We start from the raw sequence: 21,464 nt of genomic DNA on the forward strand, positions 1-21,464 counted from the left end.
CGCGCCTTGTAGGTTGCTGCCGTAAGCGAACGCACAAGCGAATAGGAACCAGCCGCACAAGCGAGTAAGATAGAAACGCTAAGATTTCTAACGCAGCAAGATACACCGCGCCCGGAAAAAGCTAAACCCCGACGTCAAGAGGAAGTAAGAACGCACCGTATTCACAAGGCCCGAGGGTGTCTTCGCCGCACTTGGAGGCAGATGATCTTCCTTCTCTGATGATTCCTGCGGGAAATGCTTTCGCGGAAAGAAATACGACCAGAGGGAGTAGAGCTTTTTGTGAAAGCATTTGCGTTAAAGCGCAGGAATGGTCAGAGCGCACTGCTACTGTGCATCTTTTGGAGCGCCAAAAGTAAGAAGAAACTGAAGTGAGGTAACTGGCTAATCCAATTTTGAGAAAGTTATGTTGCCCAGGAAAGGTTTAGGGGGCCAGGCTAGGTCACCCGGGAGGAGACAGCGAGCTGTCTTTGTCAGCGGAGCGTGTACGGCCATCGCATGGCCAGCCCGGGAGCGAAGGCAGCTCGCTGCCGGTAGGGTTGTCGCCCCCGCTTGTACTCAACCTTAACCTTCTCCGGTCGACGTAGCGAAGCGTAGTTGACAACCTCAACCTATTAACCACTCGTCGTTAATACGGAATCTGCCGCCCATCCACAATACCGATTTCCACGGCGTAGAGGATGAGCTCGGAAGCGCTGCTGAGGTTCAGCTTTTTCATGATATTTTTGCGGTGGGTATAAATGGTATGTGTGCTGAGGTTCAGCTCACTGGCGATCTCCTTAGCGATGAGCCCGCGCGCGACTAGGCGGACGATCTCAATTTCGCGGGGGCTGAGCGGGGTCGGGCCGCAGCTGACTTCCTCTCTTTCGGATGGCTTTTTGTGTTGGTCCGGAAAGCTCTTTTCCAGCAGGTAATCGAGGACCCGCGTGCAAAAGAGCTTTTCGCCCCGGGCAGTGGCCTTGATGGCGTCAAAGACTTCTTCCTCTCCGCAGCCTTTGGTCAGAAAACCGTTGACCCCGAGCTGCAGGACTTGATAAATGCGCTCCTTTTCGTCATCATCGCTCATTACCATGATGCGGGCTTCGGGGTGCCGCTTTTTGAGCCGGTTGATGGTGGAAATGGAAAAAGCGCCCTCCTGATGGTAGTCGAGGATGACGACGTCGGGGTGCAGGGTCATGAGCTGTTGCTGCAATTCCGGCTCGTTGCTCGCCTCACCAACCACGCGGAAACGGTCGTCCTGCGATACAAGGTGGCGAAGCCCTGCCCGGATAAGGTGTTGTGCGTCAGCGATAACAATGGAAATGGCGTTCATGCTCTTGTTTGTCCTGTCTTTGCGCTAAATTAGGGTGTAAGCGTGAACAGAACAAATTTATTTAGACTTAGTTCAGATAAAGCAGGGGGCTAGCGTTTCTTTAATTCGATAAAAACTTCGCTCCCGGCCCTGGGCTTGATGCTGTCAGCTGCGGGGGCGAGCTTCAGGATTTCAAAGTAGGGTTCGAACACGGCGCGGTAGTCGCCGGGTGCACCTCCAAAGGGCGGGCCGCCCCGTTGCAGGGGGTGGGTGAATAAGACACCGGCCAGCTTCCCTCCCGGCCTTAGGAGTTGGTGGGCCTGCCGGGCGTAGTCGTCCCGCAGCCCGGGGTCGATCGCACAAAAGAAAGTTTGTTCGAGGATGAGGTCGACCTGCAGGTCTAAGGTGAAGAAATTTTGTACCAGTTGCTGGGACTTGGGGAAGTCCGGTGCTTTTTCAGCAAGGATTTCAAAGGCAGAGGGCGCCCAGTCGCAGACGAAGACCTGCTGATAACCTTGCTGATGCAGCCATACGGCCTCGTAGGCATGCCCGGCTCCGGGGATGAGGATGCGGTCCTCTACGGTGGTATGCTGCTCCAGGTAGTGTACCAATGGAGGCGAAGGGTACCCAATATCCCAGGGCGTATTGTGGTCGTGGTAGCGGCTTTCCCAGTAGCGGGCGTCAAGTGATGGCATTAGTCCTGGTATCGGTTTTCGGCAGAATAATCGGTTTCGGGCTCGGGGTAGGCCGATTCAATAGCCTTGAAGCGTACCCGCAGATTGTAGCGGCTGTTGATGCCCTTGACGACGGGGTCAAACATGGTGTTCATCAGGTCAATTGCCTGTGACTTGGCGGAGTCCATAATATCGCTTTCGAGGGCTTCCCGTCGGAACTCCCGGCGCAGCACGTCGAAGTTTTTATTGAGGTCCACGCTTTGCACTTCCCGCATCCAACCGATATCGAGCTTGTCAATTTTGGGGTACACTTCGTGGGAGAGGATGACCGGTTCGGGTAGCGTAATTGTAACGATACCCTGCTTGGAGTTCAGCCCGATGTCAAAGTATTCATTCAGGCGGAAGCCGACCTTGAGGATACTGATGGCCGACACCTCAATATCGGAGGAAGAGACGGAAAAGCCGAGGAAGCGGGTTTGGAGGTTCTTGTTCAGCCCCTTTTTGTCGCGGACTTCCATGGTGGCGAGTTCGGCGATGACTTTCTCCACTTTTTCCTGCAATAAGCCCCTCGACCGGCTAAAGTCCTGTACCGCTGCCCGTTCTTCCAGGCGTTTGAGCATAGGGTTGAGGGCTTCCTGCATGGCCACGCCGCAGGGCGTGTTCACTTCCTTCCCTTTGGCGTAGATGCTTTGCCCTTTGACCGGCACGAGCGTGGTAATGACCTGCGTGACCAGGAAGCAAGTGTATTTGCCCGCTACTTCCCGCAGCGCCTCGATGGCGCCCCCGCCTTCGTTTTCGTACCAGGTTTCGTACAACTGACTGGTTGTGTCGCGGAGCTGCACAAAATCATTGAAGTACAGCCCGCGCAGGTAGGGGTGGTGTTTTTCGTACTCGTCCTGCAGGCGGGCGAGGTCTTCCTCGTTGAGGTTCATGCGGCGGCCTACATGCTGCAGGATACTCATATTTACATCGTACACCAGTTCGTCGAAGCCTTTCCGGTTGCGGTTGGGGTCGGAGAGGATGGACAAGGCGCGTTCCTCGTCAATCGGCATGCGAAAGTCTGAGGGCACGTAGTTGACCTGATACTCCTGAGGCACGCTCGTATAGCCGGCCGGCACCACAAATTTGCGGAACAGCAGCACGCCCACAATACAGACAATAAGAATGACCAAAAGCGCACGGAGCATGTTGCGCGGTTGGCTGCCGGAAGAAGGATAATCGTTTTTTCTGGCCATAATGATTTTCAATTCAGTCTTGGGCGCTGAAGCAGGCCCGGTACGATGTATTATAAAAACACAAAGATGAAAACAAATGTGCGGAATTTGAGTTTACGGGCCGCAATTATCAATTTGATGTATTCCAACCGTAGAGTCCGTTAGGGTAGACTTTAAGCGCCAGGCGATCAGCAGACAGTACGCAGCAAACCTGGCGTGGGCTCAACCTCAGCCAGCCCAACCTGAGGAAGGTCAGGGCACCGAGCCACCTTACCGTTCCTCCCCATGCAATTGGCCAGTCAGCCAGTGCGGTAAATTCAGGTATTCGTAAAACCGGCTTTCGGTAGCCGTAAGTTGTGCGCCCCCAATGGCGTCGCTCCATTCGGTCAATATCTTCTGCTGTGCCCGCCGGTTTTCGGCACCCAGCAGTTGTTGGAGGTATTGCAGCAACAGCGCGGTGCTTTCAGGGTAGAATGGCGACTGCTGACGCCGAAAGGCCTGCAGCAGATACGGCAGCAGGTCAAAGTGTTTGAGGTTGTAATGGACGAGCAGCTGCAGTAACCGTCCGAAGTGGTACAGTTCTTCCAGGGTTTTCTTGCGGTAGCGGTCAAGGAACAGGTTGAGGGTGGTTTGCGCATCATCGGCCTGGCCATCCAATAGCTGGCAAAGGGCAAAGATGTAAAGAAGGGACTGCTGATTGGAGTAGGAAAGCGGGAGGGCCTTTTGTTGGAGCTCCGGAACCAGCTGAGCTGCCCGAAGCCGCCCCTTGTGGTAGGCTTTTTGCACGAGCAGCATATTGGCTTCCAGTAGGGTGCTACGCTCCAGAATGCGTTGTTCGATACCCTGCAGCCGTTTGAAAGCCTTTTTTTGAGGCAGTTGCCGGAGCTGGGTGAGCCCGTCCTCTAGTTCAGGCCAGTGGTGGAGCTGAAAGTGGTCAATCAGAAGGTTCTGCAAGGCGTTAAGGTAGCGGGCGGGGTAACGCTGTACCAGGAAAGGGGCTTTTTGAAAGAGCCGGAGCAGGGCTTGGTTTTGCCGGAAAGCTTTATCGGGCTCAGCGTTCATAAAGTAGAAGGTAGCAAGAGCACGGCGTGCATCAATCTGAGTGGTCCATTGCGGGGCGTGCTGAATGGCCCGGAAAGCTTCTGGGGGGAGCGCCTGCGGTCTTCAACCGGTACACCTTAGCTCCGGATGGTTCATTCTGGTGTACTTCATTGCAATCGGTATTTCACTATTCGGCAGGGGGCTGGACAGCATACAACACGATGGGCAGCCCTTTTTTGGAAGGCTACAATTGGACACTTTACCCGGGGCTGTCGGGAGCCGAGGTTTGGATGACCGCCTATGGCTCCGGACTCTACCATTTTACCGGTGAGCAGTGGCAGCTACAAGACCACCCGGCTTTTTCCGAATGGTATATTTTTGATGTAGCCGCTGTGCCCGGTGGTGTCTATATACTGTCCCATTTGTGGTACAGCGGTAGTTTGGGGCAATGCTACAACCCCGTATTTTCCATGATCACATCCAGGCGTTCCACCCCTTCAGGAAGACTCACGAAGTACATTTCCACCTCTCCGATGCCCTTGGCCGGGATTTGCCCCCGCGATTCGCAACGGAAGGAGTCACGAATGCGGTCGTAAGTAGCCTGGGAAATATTGACTTTACCAACTTTGCCTTTCGACTCCAGGCGGGCCGCCAGGTTGACGGTATCGCCCCAGATATCATAGGCGAATTTGCGGGCACCTACCACACCCGCTACAACCGGCCCGGTATGCAGGCCGATGCGCGCACCGGAGAAAGGCAGGTCTTTTTGTTGTTTGAGCCAGTCCTGCATAGCCAATGCGGCGCGCACTGCCCGTTGTGCATCATCCGCATTGGATTCCGGGACACCGGCAGCGCACATGTAGGCGTCACCGATGGTCTTGATTTTTTCGATGCCGTGCGCGGCTACAATTTCGTCAAAAGCCCTGAAGCAGCGGTCGAGGGCAGCCACGAGCTCTGCCGGGCTAAGATCTTTGGACGTACGGCTGAAATCCTTGAAGTCAGAAAAGAGTACCGTGACTTCCTCGTAGTGGCGGGCGGTAGCCTGCCCGTCGGTTTTTAATTCCTGGGCTACAGAGGCAGGGAGGATGTTCAGAAGTAATTCCTCCGACCGGTTCCGCTCTGTTTCAATAATATTGTTCTTGCGGCGGGAATTCACATAGAGCCAGGTGAGAATAAGTGCGATCAGGATAATCGCCCCGGCTACGATGCGGCTGCGGTTGCGCTGTGTGCGTTGCAGTTCCAACTGGGCTTGTTGCGACTGCAACTGTTGCTCCTGCCTGATAACCATGATAGAATCGCCCAGGCGGGCCAGTGAAATGGAATCAATGGTTTGCTGTTGCCGGGCGAGGAGGAGCTCCTGCCGGGCCTGTTCTTCCGAAAGAGTGGCGACTTCTGCTTCGTAAGCTTCCCGCTCTTTTTTCAGTGAAAGGAGGGTGTCGCCTACTGCCCGCATAACATCAATCTTCCGTTGCTTAAGCTGCTCCAGGGTTGGGCGTTGTTCTGCCACACCGCCCGGTTGTATAGGCATTTGGGGCTTGTTGTTCAGCCTTCGGTCCAACCGCCGATACCACAGTTGCAGGGTGTCATTTGGTGAGGCTTCCAGGAGCTGCTCAGCTGATTTCAAGGCTCTTTTTACGCGGATTTTTTGCCGCCAGTTCAGTGAGCTTGCGGTTTGTTTGCCAAAGAAGGCCTGGGCTTGCAATAGCTGGGCTTCCGCTTGTATCGTCAAATCTTCTGCTTTTCGGCCACTGTAGTAGGCTTGTTCGGCTACCTTAACGGCGTCTTGGTAACGCTCTTGCTCCAGCAACTGCCTGCCTAGCTCAAGCTGAGCAGCCCCCTGACCCTTGACGACCAATGAGAAAAGGGCGAGCAGTCCTGCAATTAGGAAAGTCATTCTCATAATAAGTAATTTTGTTTTGTCAAGGGCGGAATCAGACCGGCTCAAATATAAGGTTTCTTTATGAAAAAGTACAGTCCTGAATGTGCCCCATGAATATGGGGTTTCTGTTTTTAAAAGAGGAGGTTACATTTGTATCTGTTAGAGTTAGTTTAGGACTTAAAAAACTTAACTACCAGTTATAAAATTCCTTCCTTTTTAAACAAGAAGCGTGTTTAGAAGAGGGCTTCCCGGAATCCTATCCGGGAAGCCCCTCAGTCTTCGGAAGGGAAAACTAATCCTCAGTGCCCGTTTTTTTAAGGGCATTGGACCCTAAAATCCTTACCCTAGGGCTTTCAGCAGCAGTTGAAAGCCCTTAATCTTTCCCCGATTTTTCCTATTGGCAGTAGGCTGTTTGATGATTTTCGTTAAATTTGGATTTTGTTCAAAACAAATTGTTAGGCTATGGATATGCCTGCTGCTCAGGATGCGCTCAAAAAGTATTTTGGTTATGATGCCTTCCGACCCATGCAAGCCGAGATTATCGGGCAAGTATACGAGGGCAAGGATAGCTTGGTTTTAATGCCCACCGGTGGGGGCAAATCCATTTGTTATCAGGTACCTGCCGTAACCTTACCGGGTACCGCAGTGGTGGTTTCCCCTCTCATTGCACTCATGAAAGATCAGGTGGAAGCCCTGAGGGCGAATGGGGTTCAGGCCGCATTTCTCAACAGCTCTCTCAGCGAACCGGAACAACGGGAAGTGGAAGACGCCTTCTTCAATGGGCAGCTGCAGCTGTTATACGTTTCGCCCGAAAAGTTGACTTCCCGTGATTTTTTGCCCTTGCTCAAGCGGGCGCAGGTGAGCCTGTTCGCCATCGATGAAGCCCACTGTATTTCTTCCTGGGGGCATGACTTCCGGCCGGAGTATACCCGTATGAAGTTTCTGAGGCAGGAATTCAAAAATACGCCCATACTGGCACTGACTGCCACGGCCGATAAACTGACCAGAAAGGATATTTTGCAGCAACTACAGCTGCCTGACCCTAACGTTTTCATTGCCTCCTTCGACCGCCCTAACCTGGGGCTGGAAGTGCGCCCCGGGCAACGCCGCCGGGAACAGATCATCCGCTTTATTGGTAAGCGTACCAATGAATCAGGCATCATCTATTGCCTTAGCCGGAAAAGCACAGAGCAGCTGGCTGAGAAACTGCAGGACGCAGGGATTAATGCCGACTATTACCACGCCGGGCTCTCTGCCGAAGCGCGCAACAGCGTACAGGAAGCTTTTATCAATGATAATACGCCGGTTATTTGTGCAACAGTTGCCTTTGGGATGGGCATCGATAAGTCTAATGTACGTTGGGTGATCCACTATAATCTGCCTAAAAATATTGAGGGATATTACCAGGAGATCGGCCGGGCCGGGCGCGATGGGGCTAAAGCAGATACCTTGCTCTTTTACAGCTACAGCGATGTGTCGATGATGGAGGATATCCTCAAGCAAAACGATAGCGATCAGTTGGATATCAAGCTGGCTAAGCTCGACCGTATGCGGCAGTTTGCAGAGGCTGTCGGCTGCCGCCGTCGCATTTTACTGAGCTACTTTGGCGAAGAAGTGACAGAAGACTGCGGCAATTGTGATATCTGCCGCAACCCCCCAAAAACTATCGATGGCACGGAGATTGCCCAAAAAGCACTATCAGCCATCTATCGGTTGCGGCAGCAGGCTGGTATGACGATGGTGATTGATGTGCTGAGGGGCAGCGGGAAAAAAGAGATTTTTGAACGGGGCTTTCAAAACATCAAAACTTACGGGGCCGGGCGGGACATCCCCTTTCTGGAGTGGCAGCATTATATGCTTCAGCTGCTCAACTACGGGTATATAGAAATTGCCCACGACGAACACGGGGTCCTGAAACTGACGCCCGGCAGCAAGCGGGTCTTGTTTGATGGCGAAAAAGTACCCCTGGTGCGCTTTGCTACGCTCAAGGAACGTCAAAAAACGGAAAAAGAGCAGGCGAAAGCCAAAGCCACCGAGCGGCAGGGTGTACGGGATGAGCTGTTTGAAAATCTCCGCCAACTGCGCCGCCAACTGGCTCAGGAACGGGGCGTGCCGCCCTATATCATCTTCAGCGACAAAACCCTGGAGGAAATGGCGGCCGTCAAGCCCATGACCGATGACGAAATGAAGCGCATCAGCGGGGTAGGGGAGCGGAAACTCCACCTCTACGGCAACTACTTTATTGATGCCATTATTGAGCATGTGGGGCCCGCGGCGAGCCGGGGCAAGTCTTCCACCTATCAGATTACCTACGATATGTACCAACGGGGGCTGAGCGTATCCGAAATTGCACAGAAACGGCAGTTGACAGAGACGACGGTCTATTCCCACCTGGCGATCCTTTTTGAGAAGGGGCAGGACATCAACCTGCACGAACTCGTGACGCCCTCAGAGGTCGATCAGGTGATGAAGTCTCTGCGGTACCTTCAGGAGCCTTATAAACTGAAGGATGTTTTTGATTACCTCGACGAGCAAATTCCTTATCATAAAATCAGGCTGGCGCTGGCGTACGCAAAGCGGGAGGCTTAATGGATTGAGCCGCAGATAACAGACCGTTAAGGACCGAGCATCAAAGAAAGCCTAAGTATGAAAACACTATCAGGCATTTCGGCCTAGTCGCACTAGTTGTTGATGACTGCTGAAATTTTGTTGGGGTAATCAGTGATAATCCCATCCACGCCCAGGCCAATCAGCGCTTTAATGGCGGTGGTGTCGTTGACGGTCCACGGGATGATTTTCATGCCCTTTTCATGCGCGGTATCCACTACGTTCGCTGTGACCATGTCGTAGTCGGGGCTGTAGATATCCGGTGTATACCCCAGTGCGTCAAGATTGACCTGAATACCGTTGGGATTGTCGATGAGCAGGGCCGTGGTGACGGTAGGGTCAAGCCGGTGCAATTCCTGCAAAGGCCGCATATCGAAGGACTGCACACAAGTTTGGTCTTTGATGCCGAGGTCTTCGATTGCTGCCAATACCAGTTTGGCAAAGGTCAACGGGCGGGGCGCTTTGACGTTATCGTAGACCAGGTCGTGCTTGATTTCGATGTTGTAGCGGGGCTTGGGGCGGTTGTGCTCAGAGCAGTAGGTATTTACGGCTTGGACGACTTCACTCAGGAGGGGCTTGTAGGTAGCCATAGGTGTTTGTTGCGGAAAGCGCGCATTGCCCCGGCTTCCACAATCGTAGGTTTTGATTTGCGCATAAGGCATTTGAAAGAGCAGCAGCTCCTCTTCCTCCGCTTCCGTCACAGCCCGCCCGTCCGGATGGCTACAAATGTGGTGGGACATCCAGGGCTCATGGGTCACCACCAGCAGGCTGTCCTGGCTGACGGCGAGGTCGAGCTCCAGCGTTTTTACCTGTGGGAATTCCAGGGCTTTCAGGAAGGCAGGTACCGTATTTTCCGGCAACAGCCCGCGGGCGCCCCGGTGCCCCTGCCAGTCGAAATCAGCAGCTTGTTCAGCAGTCATATCTTGTTGAGTTGAAGGCGCTGAGCAGGCTGAAAGCCCGAGCAGCAGGAGGAGGAAATAAAATTGGCGCATAATTTTGGCTTTGGGGTAAAGGTACGGAATTGATCTGCACTGCTTAGGGTGTAAATCATGTCGGAGCTGAAGAATTTTCTAAGTACGAATCGCCTCGTTTGAGTATTAAGTCAACTGATTTTTTAGGAAGTTTTTCGGTGAAATGCGTTGATATAGAATTTTTTTATGCAAAAAAAAAAACAGACTCAACTAATTCAGTGAATTTACGAGCAAAGCTTATCTTTATCGCATTGTTAAACCAGGCGCTATATTTCTGTATTCACCTGCTTTTGAAAATGAAGTTTTTCGCATTTCTCAGAAAGTACTTAAGATAGAAGTAGAGCGCATATCTTCACTTAATTGAATAAGATGACGACTAGATTTTACCTATGCTTCGCGGTATGCTTTACCGCTACCGTTGCAATGGCGCAGCCTCAGTTGGTTGCAGATTTTAACCCCGGCACCGCAGATGGGATGACAGACTCCCTGGGCTATGAAGGGGTCTATCTGGATGACAACCGGATGATCCTTGCTGTAATTGACCCCGATTTCGGTACAGAATTAGGGATTCTGGAAAACGGGGAGCTGTCCCTGCTTAAAGACATAAACCCTGGTGATGAAAGTTCTGACCCCCAGTATTTCGTACGGTATAATGGGAAAGTATATTTTTCAGTGGCGGATGATGGCCAGGTCCTTGCTTCGCTCTGGTCTACAGACGGTACAGAAGAAGGGACGGTTAAGGAATATTCTTTGTCGGGTAATGCAGAGCCGATTGCTAATCTTGTAGTAACGGATGGAGGAGAGTTGCTTTTCCATAGAGTTAGCGGACTTTATGCGACCTCTGATGGCGAAAACTTTGAGCAAATTCAAGATGACTTATCCATTATTATTGAGGATGGTTCAGGAAATGAGCCATATACCAAATACAAGGACGGGTTTGCTTTTTTGAAGCGGCGTACGAGCTCGCCCAATGATATTGAACTATGGTACTACGAAGCGGGAAACTTGGAATTGCTGCATAGTTTCCCTGATTCCGAACTTGGCCTTCTAACAGTACCGGACGCTTTAGGGCAAATTGATGGAGGTTTGGTCTTTTCAATTGACGGTAGCGTTGAGGGGACTTTTGTATATGCAGAAGCAACAGGAGAAGTAACTAAAGTTTTAGAGTTTCCTTGTGACCGATATTTAAAAGCCGAGGGCGCGGGAATAGTTGGATATCGGTTTGGAAGTGCATTTTATCGTTTCTCCGCAGCCCCAGCCGAGGCCACGGTTTTATTTAATGAGCAGCCGATATTACCCTTCTTGGAAAGTGGAAAGTCTTTCCCTCACATTGGGGCAAATGGAAAGCTTGTTTTCTTAGGGCAATCTACAAATTTTACCGATAAGGCGCTTTATATGACGGATGGGACGGTAACAGGGACCGTTAAGCTGGGCGATCTTCCGTTACCAGGCAGGAACTTGCAGATGCTGGCCAGAGGCCGCTATGTGTTTGTAGTGGTTCATTTTAGTGATATCAGCCCCGTATCCATTTACGTAGCAGATACCGAAGCTGCCACCGTCACAGAGCTCTATCAGTTTCCTGAAAGTACCGGGCCTGAAGGTTCGATTCTGCTGACTGGTTTCCAGGATGGTAAGCTGTACTTTAACCTGAGTACCGATGAGACAGTAGGGCGGGAGCTTTATACCCTTGAAACTGGCTTGGTGGTAGCTGAAGAATCGGTTGAAATTCCATCGGTAGCATTCGGATTGGAGTTCGCCAATCGTCAATTTGCTATCAAAGCAGAAGGGATGAAGCCCGCTCGTGTCAACGCCTACGATGTACAGGGGCGCTTGCTCCGCAGCTATGACACCCATACTAATGCCTGGCTGCCGGAGGTTATTCACTCCGGTATGGTGCTTTACGAGGTGGAAGTAGAAGGGCAGCGGCAGACCTGGAAGCGGATTGACCTGCAATAAACACACGACAGGGCTGTGCTGTCCTTGGTGCAGCCCTGTACCTTTTACTTTTCCCGGAAAAACGTATTTTCACCATCAAAAATGCGAACCTTCCTTTTGCCGCTTTTGCTCTTGTACCCCTTGCTCCTATTGGCACAAGCTTCCATTCCCCGCCTTTCCCAAATTGATGTACAGCATTACACCTTTCAGCTAGAGCTGAGTGATGCGCACGATACCATTCAGGGCAGCGCCTTGATTGATATCCGGTTTTTGCAGGCATTGGATACGCTTGTGCTTGATCTGGTTGCAGAAGAGGCCGGGCAGGGGGGCATGCAGGTCCTGGAAGTGAAGGAAGGAGGCGAGCCTTTGAGCTACCGGCATGAAGGGGCTCAGTTGCTTATTGCACTCAGCAGCCCGGCAGAGGCAGGTTCCACCCGGCAATTTGCCATTCGGTATAAAGGCATCCCGGCTGACGGGCTTATTATTGCCCAAAACAAGTACGGTGACCGGACCTTCTTCGGAGATAACTGGCCCAATCGTGCTCATCATTACCTGCCCTGCGTGGACCACCCTTCGGATAAGGCAACGGTGGCCTTCGTCATTATCGCGCCGGACCATTATCAGGTGGTCGGCTCCGGCCTGCAACTGGAAGAGCTCAACCTTGACCGGGAAACCAAACTGACCTTTTGGCGGATGGATACGCCCATTCCCACTAAAGTGGCGGTCTTTGGAGCGGCGCAGTTTGCGGTGAGCCGGGCGGGGGAAGTTGCTGGTATACCAGTCACAAGCTGGGTTTACCCCGAAAACCGGACGGAAGGCTATCAGGATTACGGGCAGGCTACGGAGGTTTTACAGTTTTTTATCGACTCCATCGGGCCCTATTCCTACCCAAAACTGGCTAATGTGCAGTCCAAAACCCGCTACGGAGGGATGGAGAATGCCAGCAATATCTTCTACTTTGAGAATTCGGTTACCGGTGGGCAGGACCACGAAGACCTCATCGCCCACGAGATTGCCCATCAGTGGTTTGGCAACAGCGTCACGGAAGGCAACTGGTTCCACATCTGGCTCAGTGAAGGATTCGCTACTTACGGTGCCAATTTATTCCTGGAGCATAAATACGGACGCGATGTTATGGCCAAGCGTCTGCTTACTGACCGGCAGCAGGTGTTGCAGTTTGCCCGCCGTTCTGACCGCCCGGTTATTGATACGCTGGTCACCGACTGGAACCGCCTGCTTAACGCCAATGCTTACCAAAAAGGCGGTTGGGTGTTGCACATGCTGCGGCATCAGGTAGGCGAGCGGGCATTCTGGTCGGGCCTGCGCGCCTACTACAAAGCCTATCAAAATGGCAATGCCCTGACGCGCGATTTTCAGGAGGTGATGGAAATCGCCAGCGGCCAGGATTTAAGCGGCTTCTTTTACCAGTGGCTTTATCAGCCCGGCGTGCCGGAAATTGGCGTGAGCTGGTCGTGGAGCAAAAAGAAAGGCTTGCAGCTGGACATCGGGCAATTGCGCAGCGATGCGACCTATACTTTTCCCTTAGCTATTGCGGCGGAAGCCCCCGATGGTACCCGTCAAACCTGGACTATAAATATTGATCAGGAACAGCAAACGGTCACGCTCCCCTGCGACTTTGAACCTGCCCGCCTTTGGTTGGACCCCGATACGTGGCTGCTTTTTAGTGCGGAGCTGAATCGTTCGAATTGAGGAGAATTGTGCATTTTTGTGCCTCCAAAACAAAAAAACATGCAAAAGACAGCCATCCTGCTCATTCATTGTGCTGACCAAACGGGCCTGGTAGCGGCCGTGACCGACTTTCTGCACCGCAACAACGGCAACGTCATCTCGCTGGACCAGCACGTAGACCGGCAGGCAGGGCGTTTCTTCATGCGGGTGGAGTGGGAGCTGGAGGGTTTTAACATCCCTTCCGAAAAAATTGATGAGTATTTCGGCACCCTGATCGGGCAAAAATACCAGATGGAGTGGCAGGTGCACCTGAGCGCGCGCAAACCGCGCATGGCCATTTTTGTTTCCAAAATGTCGCACTGCCTCTACGATATCCTGCAGCGTTGCATGAGCGGGGAGTGGGAAGTGGAAATCCCGGTTATTGTCAGCAACCATGAGAACCTCCGCTACATAGCCGATCGGTTTGATATCCCCTTCGAAGTGTTCCCGGTGACCAAAGGGAATAAAGCGGAGCAGGAGCAACGGGAAATAGCGCTCATGCGGGAATTGAACATCGACTTCATTGTGCTGGCGCGTTACATGCAGATTCTATCTGATGACTTTGTGTCAGCCTTCCCCAATCAGATTATCAACATCCACCACTCCTTCCTACCTGCCTTCAAAGGGGCTAAGCCGTATCATTCGGCTTTCAACCGGGGGGTAAAAGTCATTGGTGCCACGAGCCATTACGTAACTGCCGACCTGGACGAAGGGCCGATCATTGAGCAGGATGTGCGCCGTATTTCTCACAAAGATACGGTGAAGGACCTCATCCGCATCGGAAAGGACTTGGAAAAAGTGGTGCTGGCCCGGGGCATCTGGCTGGAAATTCAGCACAAGATTCTGCCTTATCAGAATAAGACGATTGTTTTTGATTAGAGCTTGTTGGGATTTTGCTTTTGCAGGCTTTGGGGGAAAAGGGCACAGCCCCAAACATGCTCTCACTACTCAATTAGCGGCTTACCGAGGTAGACTTTGATTTCGGGGGACAAGCGAACCCGGATTTTTACCACAAGTGGGTCATTGAGGTTGGCCAGAGTACGCCGGTGCAGATTGTAGGTGGTCCGTATGGCTGTAAAAACCGAAACCAGTGCCGCATTTTTACGGTTTTCCTGAATGATTTTGTCCAGGCGTTCCGGGCGGAAGTCCTTGTGTTGGCCTACCAATTCCACCTCCAGGGCAGGGCTGAGGGCAACGCTGAGGGCAAAACTTTGGATTTGCAGCCCGTAAATTTCCAGCTTGGGGAAAACTGTTAGCCATTCTTCAATCAGTTGGAAGCTCTTTTCCTTCGCACCTTCACCAAACTGGGCAGCTTGCTCGCGCAGGGCCTCTGAGGCTTCGTTTATGGCTTGTTTGACTTTGTCGATCATACCGGTATTACAGTGAAGGTTAATAATGAAGCGAAAGTACCTTTCCGGTACCGTAGTTGGGCAATATTTCCCCTAACCTGGTTTTTACATAGACCAAGGCTGCTGTTTCAGGCTTCATGCAGTTGTTTGAAAGCCTGCCCGAGAGCCTCAGTCAGGTCTCCGGCCATCAGTGATTCCTGGCTTTGCTGTGCCAGTGCACAGTCGCCTGCCAACCCGTGCAGGTATACGCCAAGCAGAGCGGCTTCTTCCGGTGGGTACCCCTGTGCCAGCAGGCCCGTCAGGATACCGGCCAGCACATCGCCACTGCCACCGGTAGCCATGCCTGCATTGCCTGTGCTGTTGAAGTACGCCCGGCCATCGGGCAGCGCAATACAGGTGTGCGCGCCCTTGAGCACGATAATGATGCCCAGTTCCCGGGCTTTTCGGACCTGCAATTCGTGGCGCTGAAAATCATGGCTCGTTGGGCCGAATAAGCGCTCAAACTCTTTGGGGTGGGGGGTCAGGATACTTTTGGGGGGCAGCTGGCGCAGCAGCTCCTCCTGTTTGCTGATGCTATTAAGGGCGTCTGCATCGAGTACCAGGGGCTGATCAACCTGATGGATCAGGTGCGACAGTGCATCGCGGGTCAGGGGACTTTGCCCTAGTCCGCAACCTACGCCGATGGCCTGATAGGGGCTGAGGTCCGGGGCTGCTGTGAATTGCAGTTCGTGGTCATCAAGGCTGACCATTGCTTCGGGCAGAGCGGTTTGCACGATTGGATATGCCACCTTAGGTACATGCAGGGTCACCAGCCCGGCTCCGGACCGGAGGGCGCCCCGGGCCGCCAGCAGAGCAGCGCCCATTTTGCCGTAGCTGCCCACAATGAGGAGGGCGTGCCCGTGCGTACCTTTGTGCGAAAATTTGCCTCTAGGGCGCAGCAGCTTCTGTATTAGGCTGGACGTGAGGTAAAAACGTTTGGTCGCTGCCTGCGCAATTGCCTGTGGGTGGAGCCCGATCGCGCCCACCGTCCATGCGCCCACCCGTTCTGCATTTTCGGGGAACAGGAAAGCCAGTTTGGGCAGCTCAAAGGCAAAGGTACGATGGGCGTGAAAGGTGGCCCCTTCAGTGGGCTGATCAGCATACACGCCCGAGGGGATGTCAATGGCGACCCGCTCGGCTTCCAGTTGGTTGAGGTAACGTAGCAATTTACCCCAATAGCCGGTTACCGGGCGGTTAAGCCCGGAGCCGAACAGGGCGTCAAGTACCAAGGCGCCCCGGGGCAACTCTGGCATAGGGTCTCCATCAGTAAGCGGGTGCACCGCAATAGCGCCGTGGCCGGGCAGCCGTTTCAGGTTGGCTTCAAAGTCGTCAGACCGGTGGGGGCTGATCTGGCAGGTGTGCACGGTCACCAAATAGCCGGAATGGTGCAAAAGGCGTGCAGCAGCGAGCCCGTCACCCCCATTATTGCCAATACCACAGATGATGTGTACCGGCCGTTGCTGGTCCGGATAGGTCGCAATGAGCCAGCGTGTGAAGCAGGCCGCTGCCCGTTCCATCAGGTTGAGAGAGGAAATTGGCTCGTGTTCTATGGTATATGCGTCGAGTTCCCGAATTTGAGCAGCAGAACAAATTTTCATAAATCAATTTTCAATTGAATAAGCATCAATTTTTCGAGGGGCTGAAAGTGGTAGAACTGGCGAGTGTGCTCGCTGGCCCTGCCGTCGGCTTATTTTTTGCAGAGCTGGGCGCTGAGGTCGTCAAAGTTGAGAATGCCCGCACCGGCGGGGATGTTACCCGCCGGTGGAAGCTGCCTACAGAGCCTGCCCATGCTGCGGTTTCAGCCTACTACTGTAGCGTAAATTACAAAAAAAATGTTCGAATGCTCGACCTGTCTGACCCGGAAGGGCAGACGGAAGTGAAGGCGCTGATTGCAGGGGCGGACATCGTGGTGAGCAACTTCAAACGGGCCTCTGCCTGCCGCCTGGGTATGGATTATGCCACCCTGAGCGCACAGCACCCCGGTCTGATCTACGCTCAGTTGGATGCCTTCGGGGAGGAGGAGCCACTGCCTGCTTTTGACGTCGTTTTGCAGGCAGAAGCCGGCTTTCTGTACATGAACGGTGAGCCTGGGCGGGACCCGGTGAAAATGCCGGTGGCCCTCATTGATATACTGGCGGCTCATCAATTGAAGGAGGCGGTGCTGCTGGCGCTATTGCACCGGTACCGAACCGGGAAAGGCAGCTTTGTTTCCACTTCCCTGCTCGACGCTGCGGTGGCATCCCTGGCTAATCAGGCGACCAACTGGCTGATGGAGGGGCACATTCCGCAACCTATGGGCACGCAGCACCCGAATATCGCGCCCTACGGAGATATTTTTTACGCGGCCGATGACAAACCGCTGGTCATCGCAGCGGGCACCGAAGCGCAGTTTGTGCAGTTGTGCCAATGCCTGGGGCTGCCGGGGCTCCCACAGGAAGACCGCTTTGGGGACAACAAAAGCCGGGTAGAGCACCGGGGGCTTTTGTGCGACTACCTTCGGCCGGCCTTCAGAAAAGCAGACCGGTCGGCATGGCTGAAAAAACTGGGCGAAGCCGGCGTGCCCGTGGGCAGTATCCGGAGCATGGACGAGGTGTTCCAACGTAAGCGGGCCCGGGAACTGGTCCTGGAGGAGCTCCTGCCGGACGGGCGCATGAGCCGGCGGGTAGCTACTACCGCTTTTGAGTGGAAACCGGCAGGGTAAGATCAGAATGGGATGAACAACTACTATCCGGTTTCGTTGTACCGATGAACAAACCACTACAGCACATTGGATAATTTTAGTGCCTCACTTGAAGCTTTCTGGATCACTTTACAGGGATGGTTGGATGGATTGATTGCTCACCTGCCTAATATCATCATGGCAGTTCTTGTATTGGTTGCCTCCATTTTCCTGTCGCGATTTGTACGGAAATACGCCGGTAAAGTGATGTCCCGATTTTCCCGGAATTACACGATTAACGGCTTGCTGGCCAATATCGTGACTTCTGGCTTTTTGATTCTGATGCTCTTCGTTGTATTAGGGATTTTGGGGCTCGACCGGGCGCTGACTTCTTTACTGGCGGGTGCCGGTGTGGTTGGATTAGCCATTGGCCTGGCTGTTCAGGAACCGCTCATGAATGTCTTCTCCGGCATCCTCATGTCTGCTAAGTCTTTGTACAATGTTGGAGACCTGATCGAGACCAATGGATACTTCGGCAAGATCAAGAAGGTAAGCCTGCGTTCTACCATTTTAGAACAAATGAGTGGAGAGGAAGTCCTGCTGCCCAACAAAAGTATTATTCAAAACCCTCTGGTTAACTACACGGTTTCCGGGCGTCGGCGGGTCAGCCTGGGCTGCGGTATTTCTTACGGAGAAGACCTCGAACGGGTACGGGCAGTTACCTTGAAAGCATTTGAAGAGGGCGTAGCTTATGATGACCGTCATCCTGTCGAATTTTTCTACGAAGGCTACGGAGACAGCTCCATTAATTTTACCGTCCGCTTTTGGTTGGATGACATCTCCCAGAAAGGGTCGCTTCATGCCCAAAGCGAGGCGGTTATTGCGATTAAGAAAGCCTTTGATCAAAACAATATCATGATCCCATTCCCTATCCGGACGCTGGACTTTGGCATCAAGGGAGGCGAAAAGCTGGACACGATGCTCCAACTGGCGTCCCTCAATGGGGGCAGCTAGTTTGTTATATATGCGCTATGCTCATTACAAAAACAGAAAAAGAATTATGGCAAATAATCAAGATAAACCCTGGAACAAGAAACGGTATGATGCAAACACTCATGCCTCTGGTATAGCGCTCGTCAATAACCTGATGATGCGCAATAAAGACGCAGAAGAACGGTACCGCGAAGCCACAGCTGTAGCAACAGATGAAAGTCTGAAAGCCTACCTGCGAAGCCTTGCCGAATACCGCAATAGTCTTTACCAGCAGCTTTACAAATGGATGGACGCGCTGCCCCCAACGCCTATGCCGATCAGCAAGCAGGCGCGTTCCTACCTTTATGAAAACCAGGGCGTACTCCGGGATGCCCTAATGCTCAACCACAAGTCAAAAGTGGTCGCGTGCTGTGAAGCCAGCGAAAAGTCGATTTCTGAAGCCTACCGGGAAGCGATTGCCCAGACCGGTGTGCCCAAAGATATTAACGAGTTCCTGAACGGGCAGTACCAGCACATTCTGAAAGTACGCCGCAAAGTGGAGCGCATGGAAACCGTGCCCATGTTGCACGATAATGATTTTTAGAGCGTGTTGGGACTTTAGTAATCGGTCTGCAAACTACACTTTTTTGCTTACACTTCGTCCCGAAAATCCTCATTTAGCTAAGGCTAAACTCCGGTTTTCGTGCCTCGTCTAACCAAAAAATTGTTAGTTTTCGACTAGAAGACAAAAGTCCCAACACGCTCTTAGTGCTGGTTTCTGGTCTGCCAGAAATAATTATCTTAGCCGCGAACACTTCGCGGTATGGAAAAAATCGTTTACCCACTGCTTTATTATCCGATCAACGAGGAAACCCTGCTCGGGCAGCTCGTTGGTGCTGATATCGAAGCCATGGACAGCAGCCTGAACGGCCTAAAGAAAACCCTGCTTTCTTATCTGCAGAAGCAGTACAAAAAGTACGACGAGTACCCACCTGTAGAGATTAAGTCGCCCCGCCTGAAAACGGTGGAGCTGCAAGTACGCCCTTCCTACCGTTCGAGAGGGGGCGTATTTCCTATGCCTGATACGCTCAAAATCAGCTTGCCCATCATTTACGGACAAGTGGAAGACGGCCACTTCGAGTGCCACATTCCCACCTTTCGGGAAAACTTCTTTTACTACGAGCCCAAGCAGCTCGATGCCCTGGTGCATCATGCCGGACTGACCCTGCTCAATCAGGCCACACCGGAAAAACTGTACCGCCTCATGCGTTATCCGAAGCCGGTCCTTGACCGTATTGAGCTTAGGGTGAATTACGAACGCGAGTATTTCTGGGGCGGCTGGGACCACGAACGCAACTACGAAGTGCTGAACCGCCTGGCTGAGCCTTATCCGCCTACCAAAAGTCAGCAACGCAGCCTGAGTGCGCTGCCGGATGCGGCCTGGGAAAGAGAGCAGGTGGTCGCTCAAGCCATGGACAAAATCATTGGCACCCGCTCCAATGTGCTGATTGTCGGGCGCTCGGGCACCGGCAAAAGCGCGGTCCTGACCGCAGCCCTGAAGCGCATCAGCAATCAGTCGCGCAAACAGAAACTGGGCTATACGTTCTGGCGCATCATGCCACAGCGCATTACGGCAAGTGCTAAATACCTGGGCGAATGGGAAGAAACCGTTGAAACTCTGGTGGAAGAACTGGGCATGGCTAACGGCATCATCTGGGTGGAACAAATGGTGCAACTGTTGCAGACCGGGGGCGAGGGGCCGGAAAATAGTGTGGCCGCTTTCCTGATGAACTTTTTGCGGCAGGGCAAACTGCACATGGTGGGCGAAGCGACGCCTCAGGAGCTGGAGAGTATGCGACGGCTGTTGCCGGGATTTGTGGAAGCTTTCCAGGTCATTGAAATAGAAGAGTTGAGCGAACATCAGGTCGCTAAAGTGATGGAGGAACTGTCTGGCTATGCGGCACAGAATTTGAAAGTAGATCTTTTGCCCGAGGCGAGGGAGCTTGCCTACCGGTTGCTGCTTCGGTACCATCCTTACGCCAGCTTTCCGGGCAAGGCAATTAGCTTTTTGGGGCAATGCCTCAATGAAGCCCGCAGCCGGGAGGAAGGCAAGATCGGGAAGGCAGAGGTGATCCGGAATTTCATACAACAAACGGGCTTGCCCGAACTCTTCCTGAGGGATGAAATGCCGCTGGACATTGCCGCCCTGCGTAGTTACTTTGATACCCGAATTGTCGGTCAGCCCGCTGCGGTGGAAGCACTTACGCGCGTCGTGAAAATTTTCAAGGCCGGGCTCAATAACCCAAATCGCCCTATTGCGTCGTTCCTTTTTGCCGGGCCGACAGGCGTAGGTAAAACGGCAAGTGTTAAAGCCCTTTCGGAATACTTCTTTGGCAAGGGGCAGCGCAAATCGCCCCTGATCCGCATCGATATGAGCGAGTTTCAGCACCCCGAGCAAATGGTGCGCCTCATTGGTGCCGGCCGGCAGCCCGGGCAGTTGATCAAGGAAGTACGCGAGCGCCCCTTTTCAGTCCTCCTGCTGGATGAGGTGGAAAAAGCAGACCCGGCAATCTTTGATGCCCTCCTCGGGCTGTTGGATGAAGGTGTGATGGTGGATGCCTACGGGCGGGAGACTAATTTCAGGAACACGATTGTGATTATGACCTCCAACCTGGGGGCAAGCAGCCGCTCTGTTCCGGGCTTCGGGGGCAAAACACCGGATGCCGCTGCTTACCGCTCAGCGGTGGAGCGCCACTTCCGCCCGGAATTTGTTAACCGGATTGATGAGCTGGTGATTTTTGAATCCCTGAAAGCGGAAGATATCCGCAAAATCACCTTAAAAGAACTGGAAGGCCTCAAAGACCGGGAGGGCTTTGTAAAGGCCGGCCTGGAAGTGCACTTCGAGCCGGAACTGGTTGATTATTTGGCCCGCATAGGTTTTGATGAGCGCTATGGCGCTCGTCCCCTGCAGCGCGCTTTGGAAGACCATGTGGTCATGCCAGTGGCCCGGTGGATGTTGAAGCACCCCGTTGGCAAGACCGGGCAATTGACCATAGGGTGGTCCGTTCAAAACCGGCTCACCCTGAATTACCAGCCCAAAAAATAGCT

16 protein-coding genes are annotated in these 21,464 nt (G+C 53.0%); 8 read left to right on the forward strand and 8 right to left on the reverse strand.

Annotated elements, in window-relative coordinates:
* Positions 1–625: 625 nt before the first annotated feature.
* The 5 genes from RIC19_RS19570 to RIC19_RS19590 all read right to left on the reverse strand — a co-directional run bounded on the left by RIC19_RS19570 (position 626) and on the right by RIC19_RS19590 (position 6,117).
* Positions 626–1,309, reverse strand: a complete 684-nt coding sequence (locus RIC19_RS19570) for a LuxR C-terminal-related transcriptional regulator (protein ID WP_350180052.1) — start codon at positions 1,307–1,309, stop codon at positions 626–628.
* Between the two features lie 89 nt (positions 1,310–1,398).
* On the reverse strand, positions 1,399–1,983 hold the full coding sequence (locus RIC19_RS19575; RefSeq protein ID WP_350180053.1) for a methyltransferase domain-containing protein: 585 nt from the start codon (positions 1,981–1,983) through the stop codon (positions 1,399–1,401).
* The gene (locus tag RIC19_RS19580) at positions 1,983–3,197 is read right to left on the reverse strand and encodes a DUF4230 domain-containing protein (RefSeq protein WP_350180054.1); all 1,215 of its coding nucleotides are present in this window, start codon (positions 3,195–3,197) and stop codon (positions 1,983–1,985) included. The genes RIC19_RS19575 and RIC19_RS19580 overlap by 1 nt, the downstream gene beginning before the upstream one ends.
* A gap of 249 nt (positions 3,198–3,446) precedes the next feature.
* Positions 3,447–4,238, reverse strand: coding sequence for a hypothetical protein (locus RIC19_RS19585; RefSeq protein ID WP_350180055.1), 792 nt, complete (start codon positions 4,236–4,238; stop codon positions 3,447–3,449).
* Positions 4,239–4,668: 430 nt separating this feature from the next.
* Positions 4,669–6,117: an adenylate/guanylate cyclase domain-containing protein gene (locus RIC19_RS19590; RefSeq protein WP_350180056.1), complete on the reverse strand. Its 1,449-nt coding sequence runs from the start codon at positions 6,115–6,117 to the stop codon at positions 4,669–4,671.
* Positions 6,118–6,558: 441 nt separating this feature from the next.
* Here RIC19_RS19590 and recQ point away from each other — a divergent pair, with 441 nt between their 5' ends.
* A complete protein-coding gene (gene recQ / locus RIC19_RS19595) occupies positions 6,559–8,685 on the forward strand; it encodes a DNA helicase RecQ (protein WP_350180057.1) in 2,127 nt (708 codons plus the stop codon).
* A gap of 92 nt (positions 8,686–8,777) precedes the next feature.
* Here the strand turns inward: recQ and RIC19_RS19600 are convergent, their stop codons facing one another.
* On the reverse strand, positions 8,778–9,695 hold the full coding sequence (locus RIC19_RS19600) for a glycerophosphodiester phosphodiesterase family protein (RefSeq protein WP_350180058.1): 918 nt from the start codon (positions 9,693–9,695) through the stop codon (positions 8,778–8,780).
* A gap of 348 nt (positions 9,696–10,043) precedes the next feature.
* On the opposite strand from RIC19_RS19600, the gene RIC19_RS19605 reads away from it, so the two are divergent.
* From RIC19_RS19605 to purU, 3 genes are all read left to right on the forward strand, one after another.
* The gene (locus tag RIC19_RS19605) at positions 10,044–11,630 is read left to right on the forward strand and encodes a hypothetical protein (protein ID WP_350180059.1); all 1,587 of its coding nucleotides are present in this window, start codon (positions 10,044–10,046) and stop codon (positions 11,628–11,630) included.
* A gap of 81 nt (positions 11,631–11,711) precedes the next feature.
* Positions 11,712–13,319, forward strand: coding sequence for a M1 family metallopeptidase (locus tag RIC19_RS19610; RefSeq protein WP_350180060.1), 1,608 nt, complete (start codon positions 11,712–11,714; stop codon positions 13,317–13,319).
* A gap of 39 nt (positions 13,320–13,358) precedes the next feature.
* Positions 13,359–14,216 (forward strand): formyltetrahydrofolate deformylase, encoded by an 858-nt coding sequence (gene purU, locus RIC19_RS19615; protein ID WP_350180061.1) that lies wholly within the window; start codon positions 13,359–13,361, stop codon positions 14,214–14,216.
* A 65-nt stretch (positions 14,217–14,281) separates the two neighbouring features.
* On the opposite strand, the gene RIC19_RS19620 is transcribed toward purU, so the two are convergent.
* Together RIC19_RS19620 and RIC19_RS19625 are read right to left on the reverse strand one after the other, a co-directional pair.
* Positions 14,282–14,707: a hypothetical protein gene (locus RIC19_RS19620; protein WP_350180062.1), complete on the reverse strand. Its 426-nt coding sequence runs from the start codon at positions 14,705–14,707 to the stop codon at positions 14,282–14,284.
* A 107-nt stretch (positions 14,708–14,814) separates the two neighbouring features.
* Positions 14,815–16,323 (reverse strand): NAD(P)H-hydrate dehydratase, encoded by a 1,509-nt coding sequence (locus tag RIC19_RS19625; protein WP_350180063.1) that lies wholly within the window; start codon positions 16,321–16,323, stop codon positions 14,815–14,817.
* Between the two features lie 14 nt (positions 16,324–16,337).
* On the opposite strand from RIC19_RS19625, the gene RIC19_RS19630 reads away from it, so the two are divergent.
* From RIC19_RS19630 to RIC19_RS19645, 4 genes are all read left to right on the forward strand, one after another.
* Positions 16,338–17,426: a CaiB/BaiF CoA transferase family protein gene (locus RIC19_RS19630; RefSeq protein ID WP_350180064.1), complete on the forward strand. Its 1,089-nt coding sequence runs from the start codon at positions 16,338–16,340 to the stop codon at positions 17,424–17,426.
* 66 nt (positions 17,427–17,492) lie between these two features.
* Positions 17,493–18,398 (forward strand): mechanosensitive ion channel family protein, encoded by a 906-nt coding sequence (locus tag RIC19_RS19635; protein WP_350180065.1) that lies wholly within the window; start codon positions 17,493–17,495, stop codon positions 18,396–18,398.
* 46 nt (positions 18,399–18,444) lie between these two features.
* Positions 18,445–18,960: a PA2169 family four-helix-bundle protein gene (locus tag RIC19_RS19640; protein WP_350180066.1), complete on the forward strand. Its 516-nt coding sequence runs from the start codon at positions 18,445–18,447 to the stop codon at positions 18,958–18,960.
* A gap of 219 nt (positions 18,961–19,179) precedes the next feature.
* On the forward strand, positions 19,180–21,462 hold the full coding sequence (locus tag RIC19_RS19645) for an AAA family ATPase (protein ID WP_350180067.1): 2,283 nt from the start codon (positions 19,180–19,182) through the stop codon (positions 21,460–21,462).
* The last annotated feature ends 2 nt before the right edge of the window (positions 21,463–21,464 follow it).

Origin of the sequence: Phaeodactylibacter sp., assembly GCF_040219495.1 — a bacterium.
Taxonomy (GTDB): Bacteria; Bacteroidota; Bacteroidia; order Chitinophagales; family Saprospiraceae; genus Phaeodactylibacter.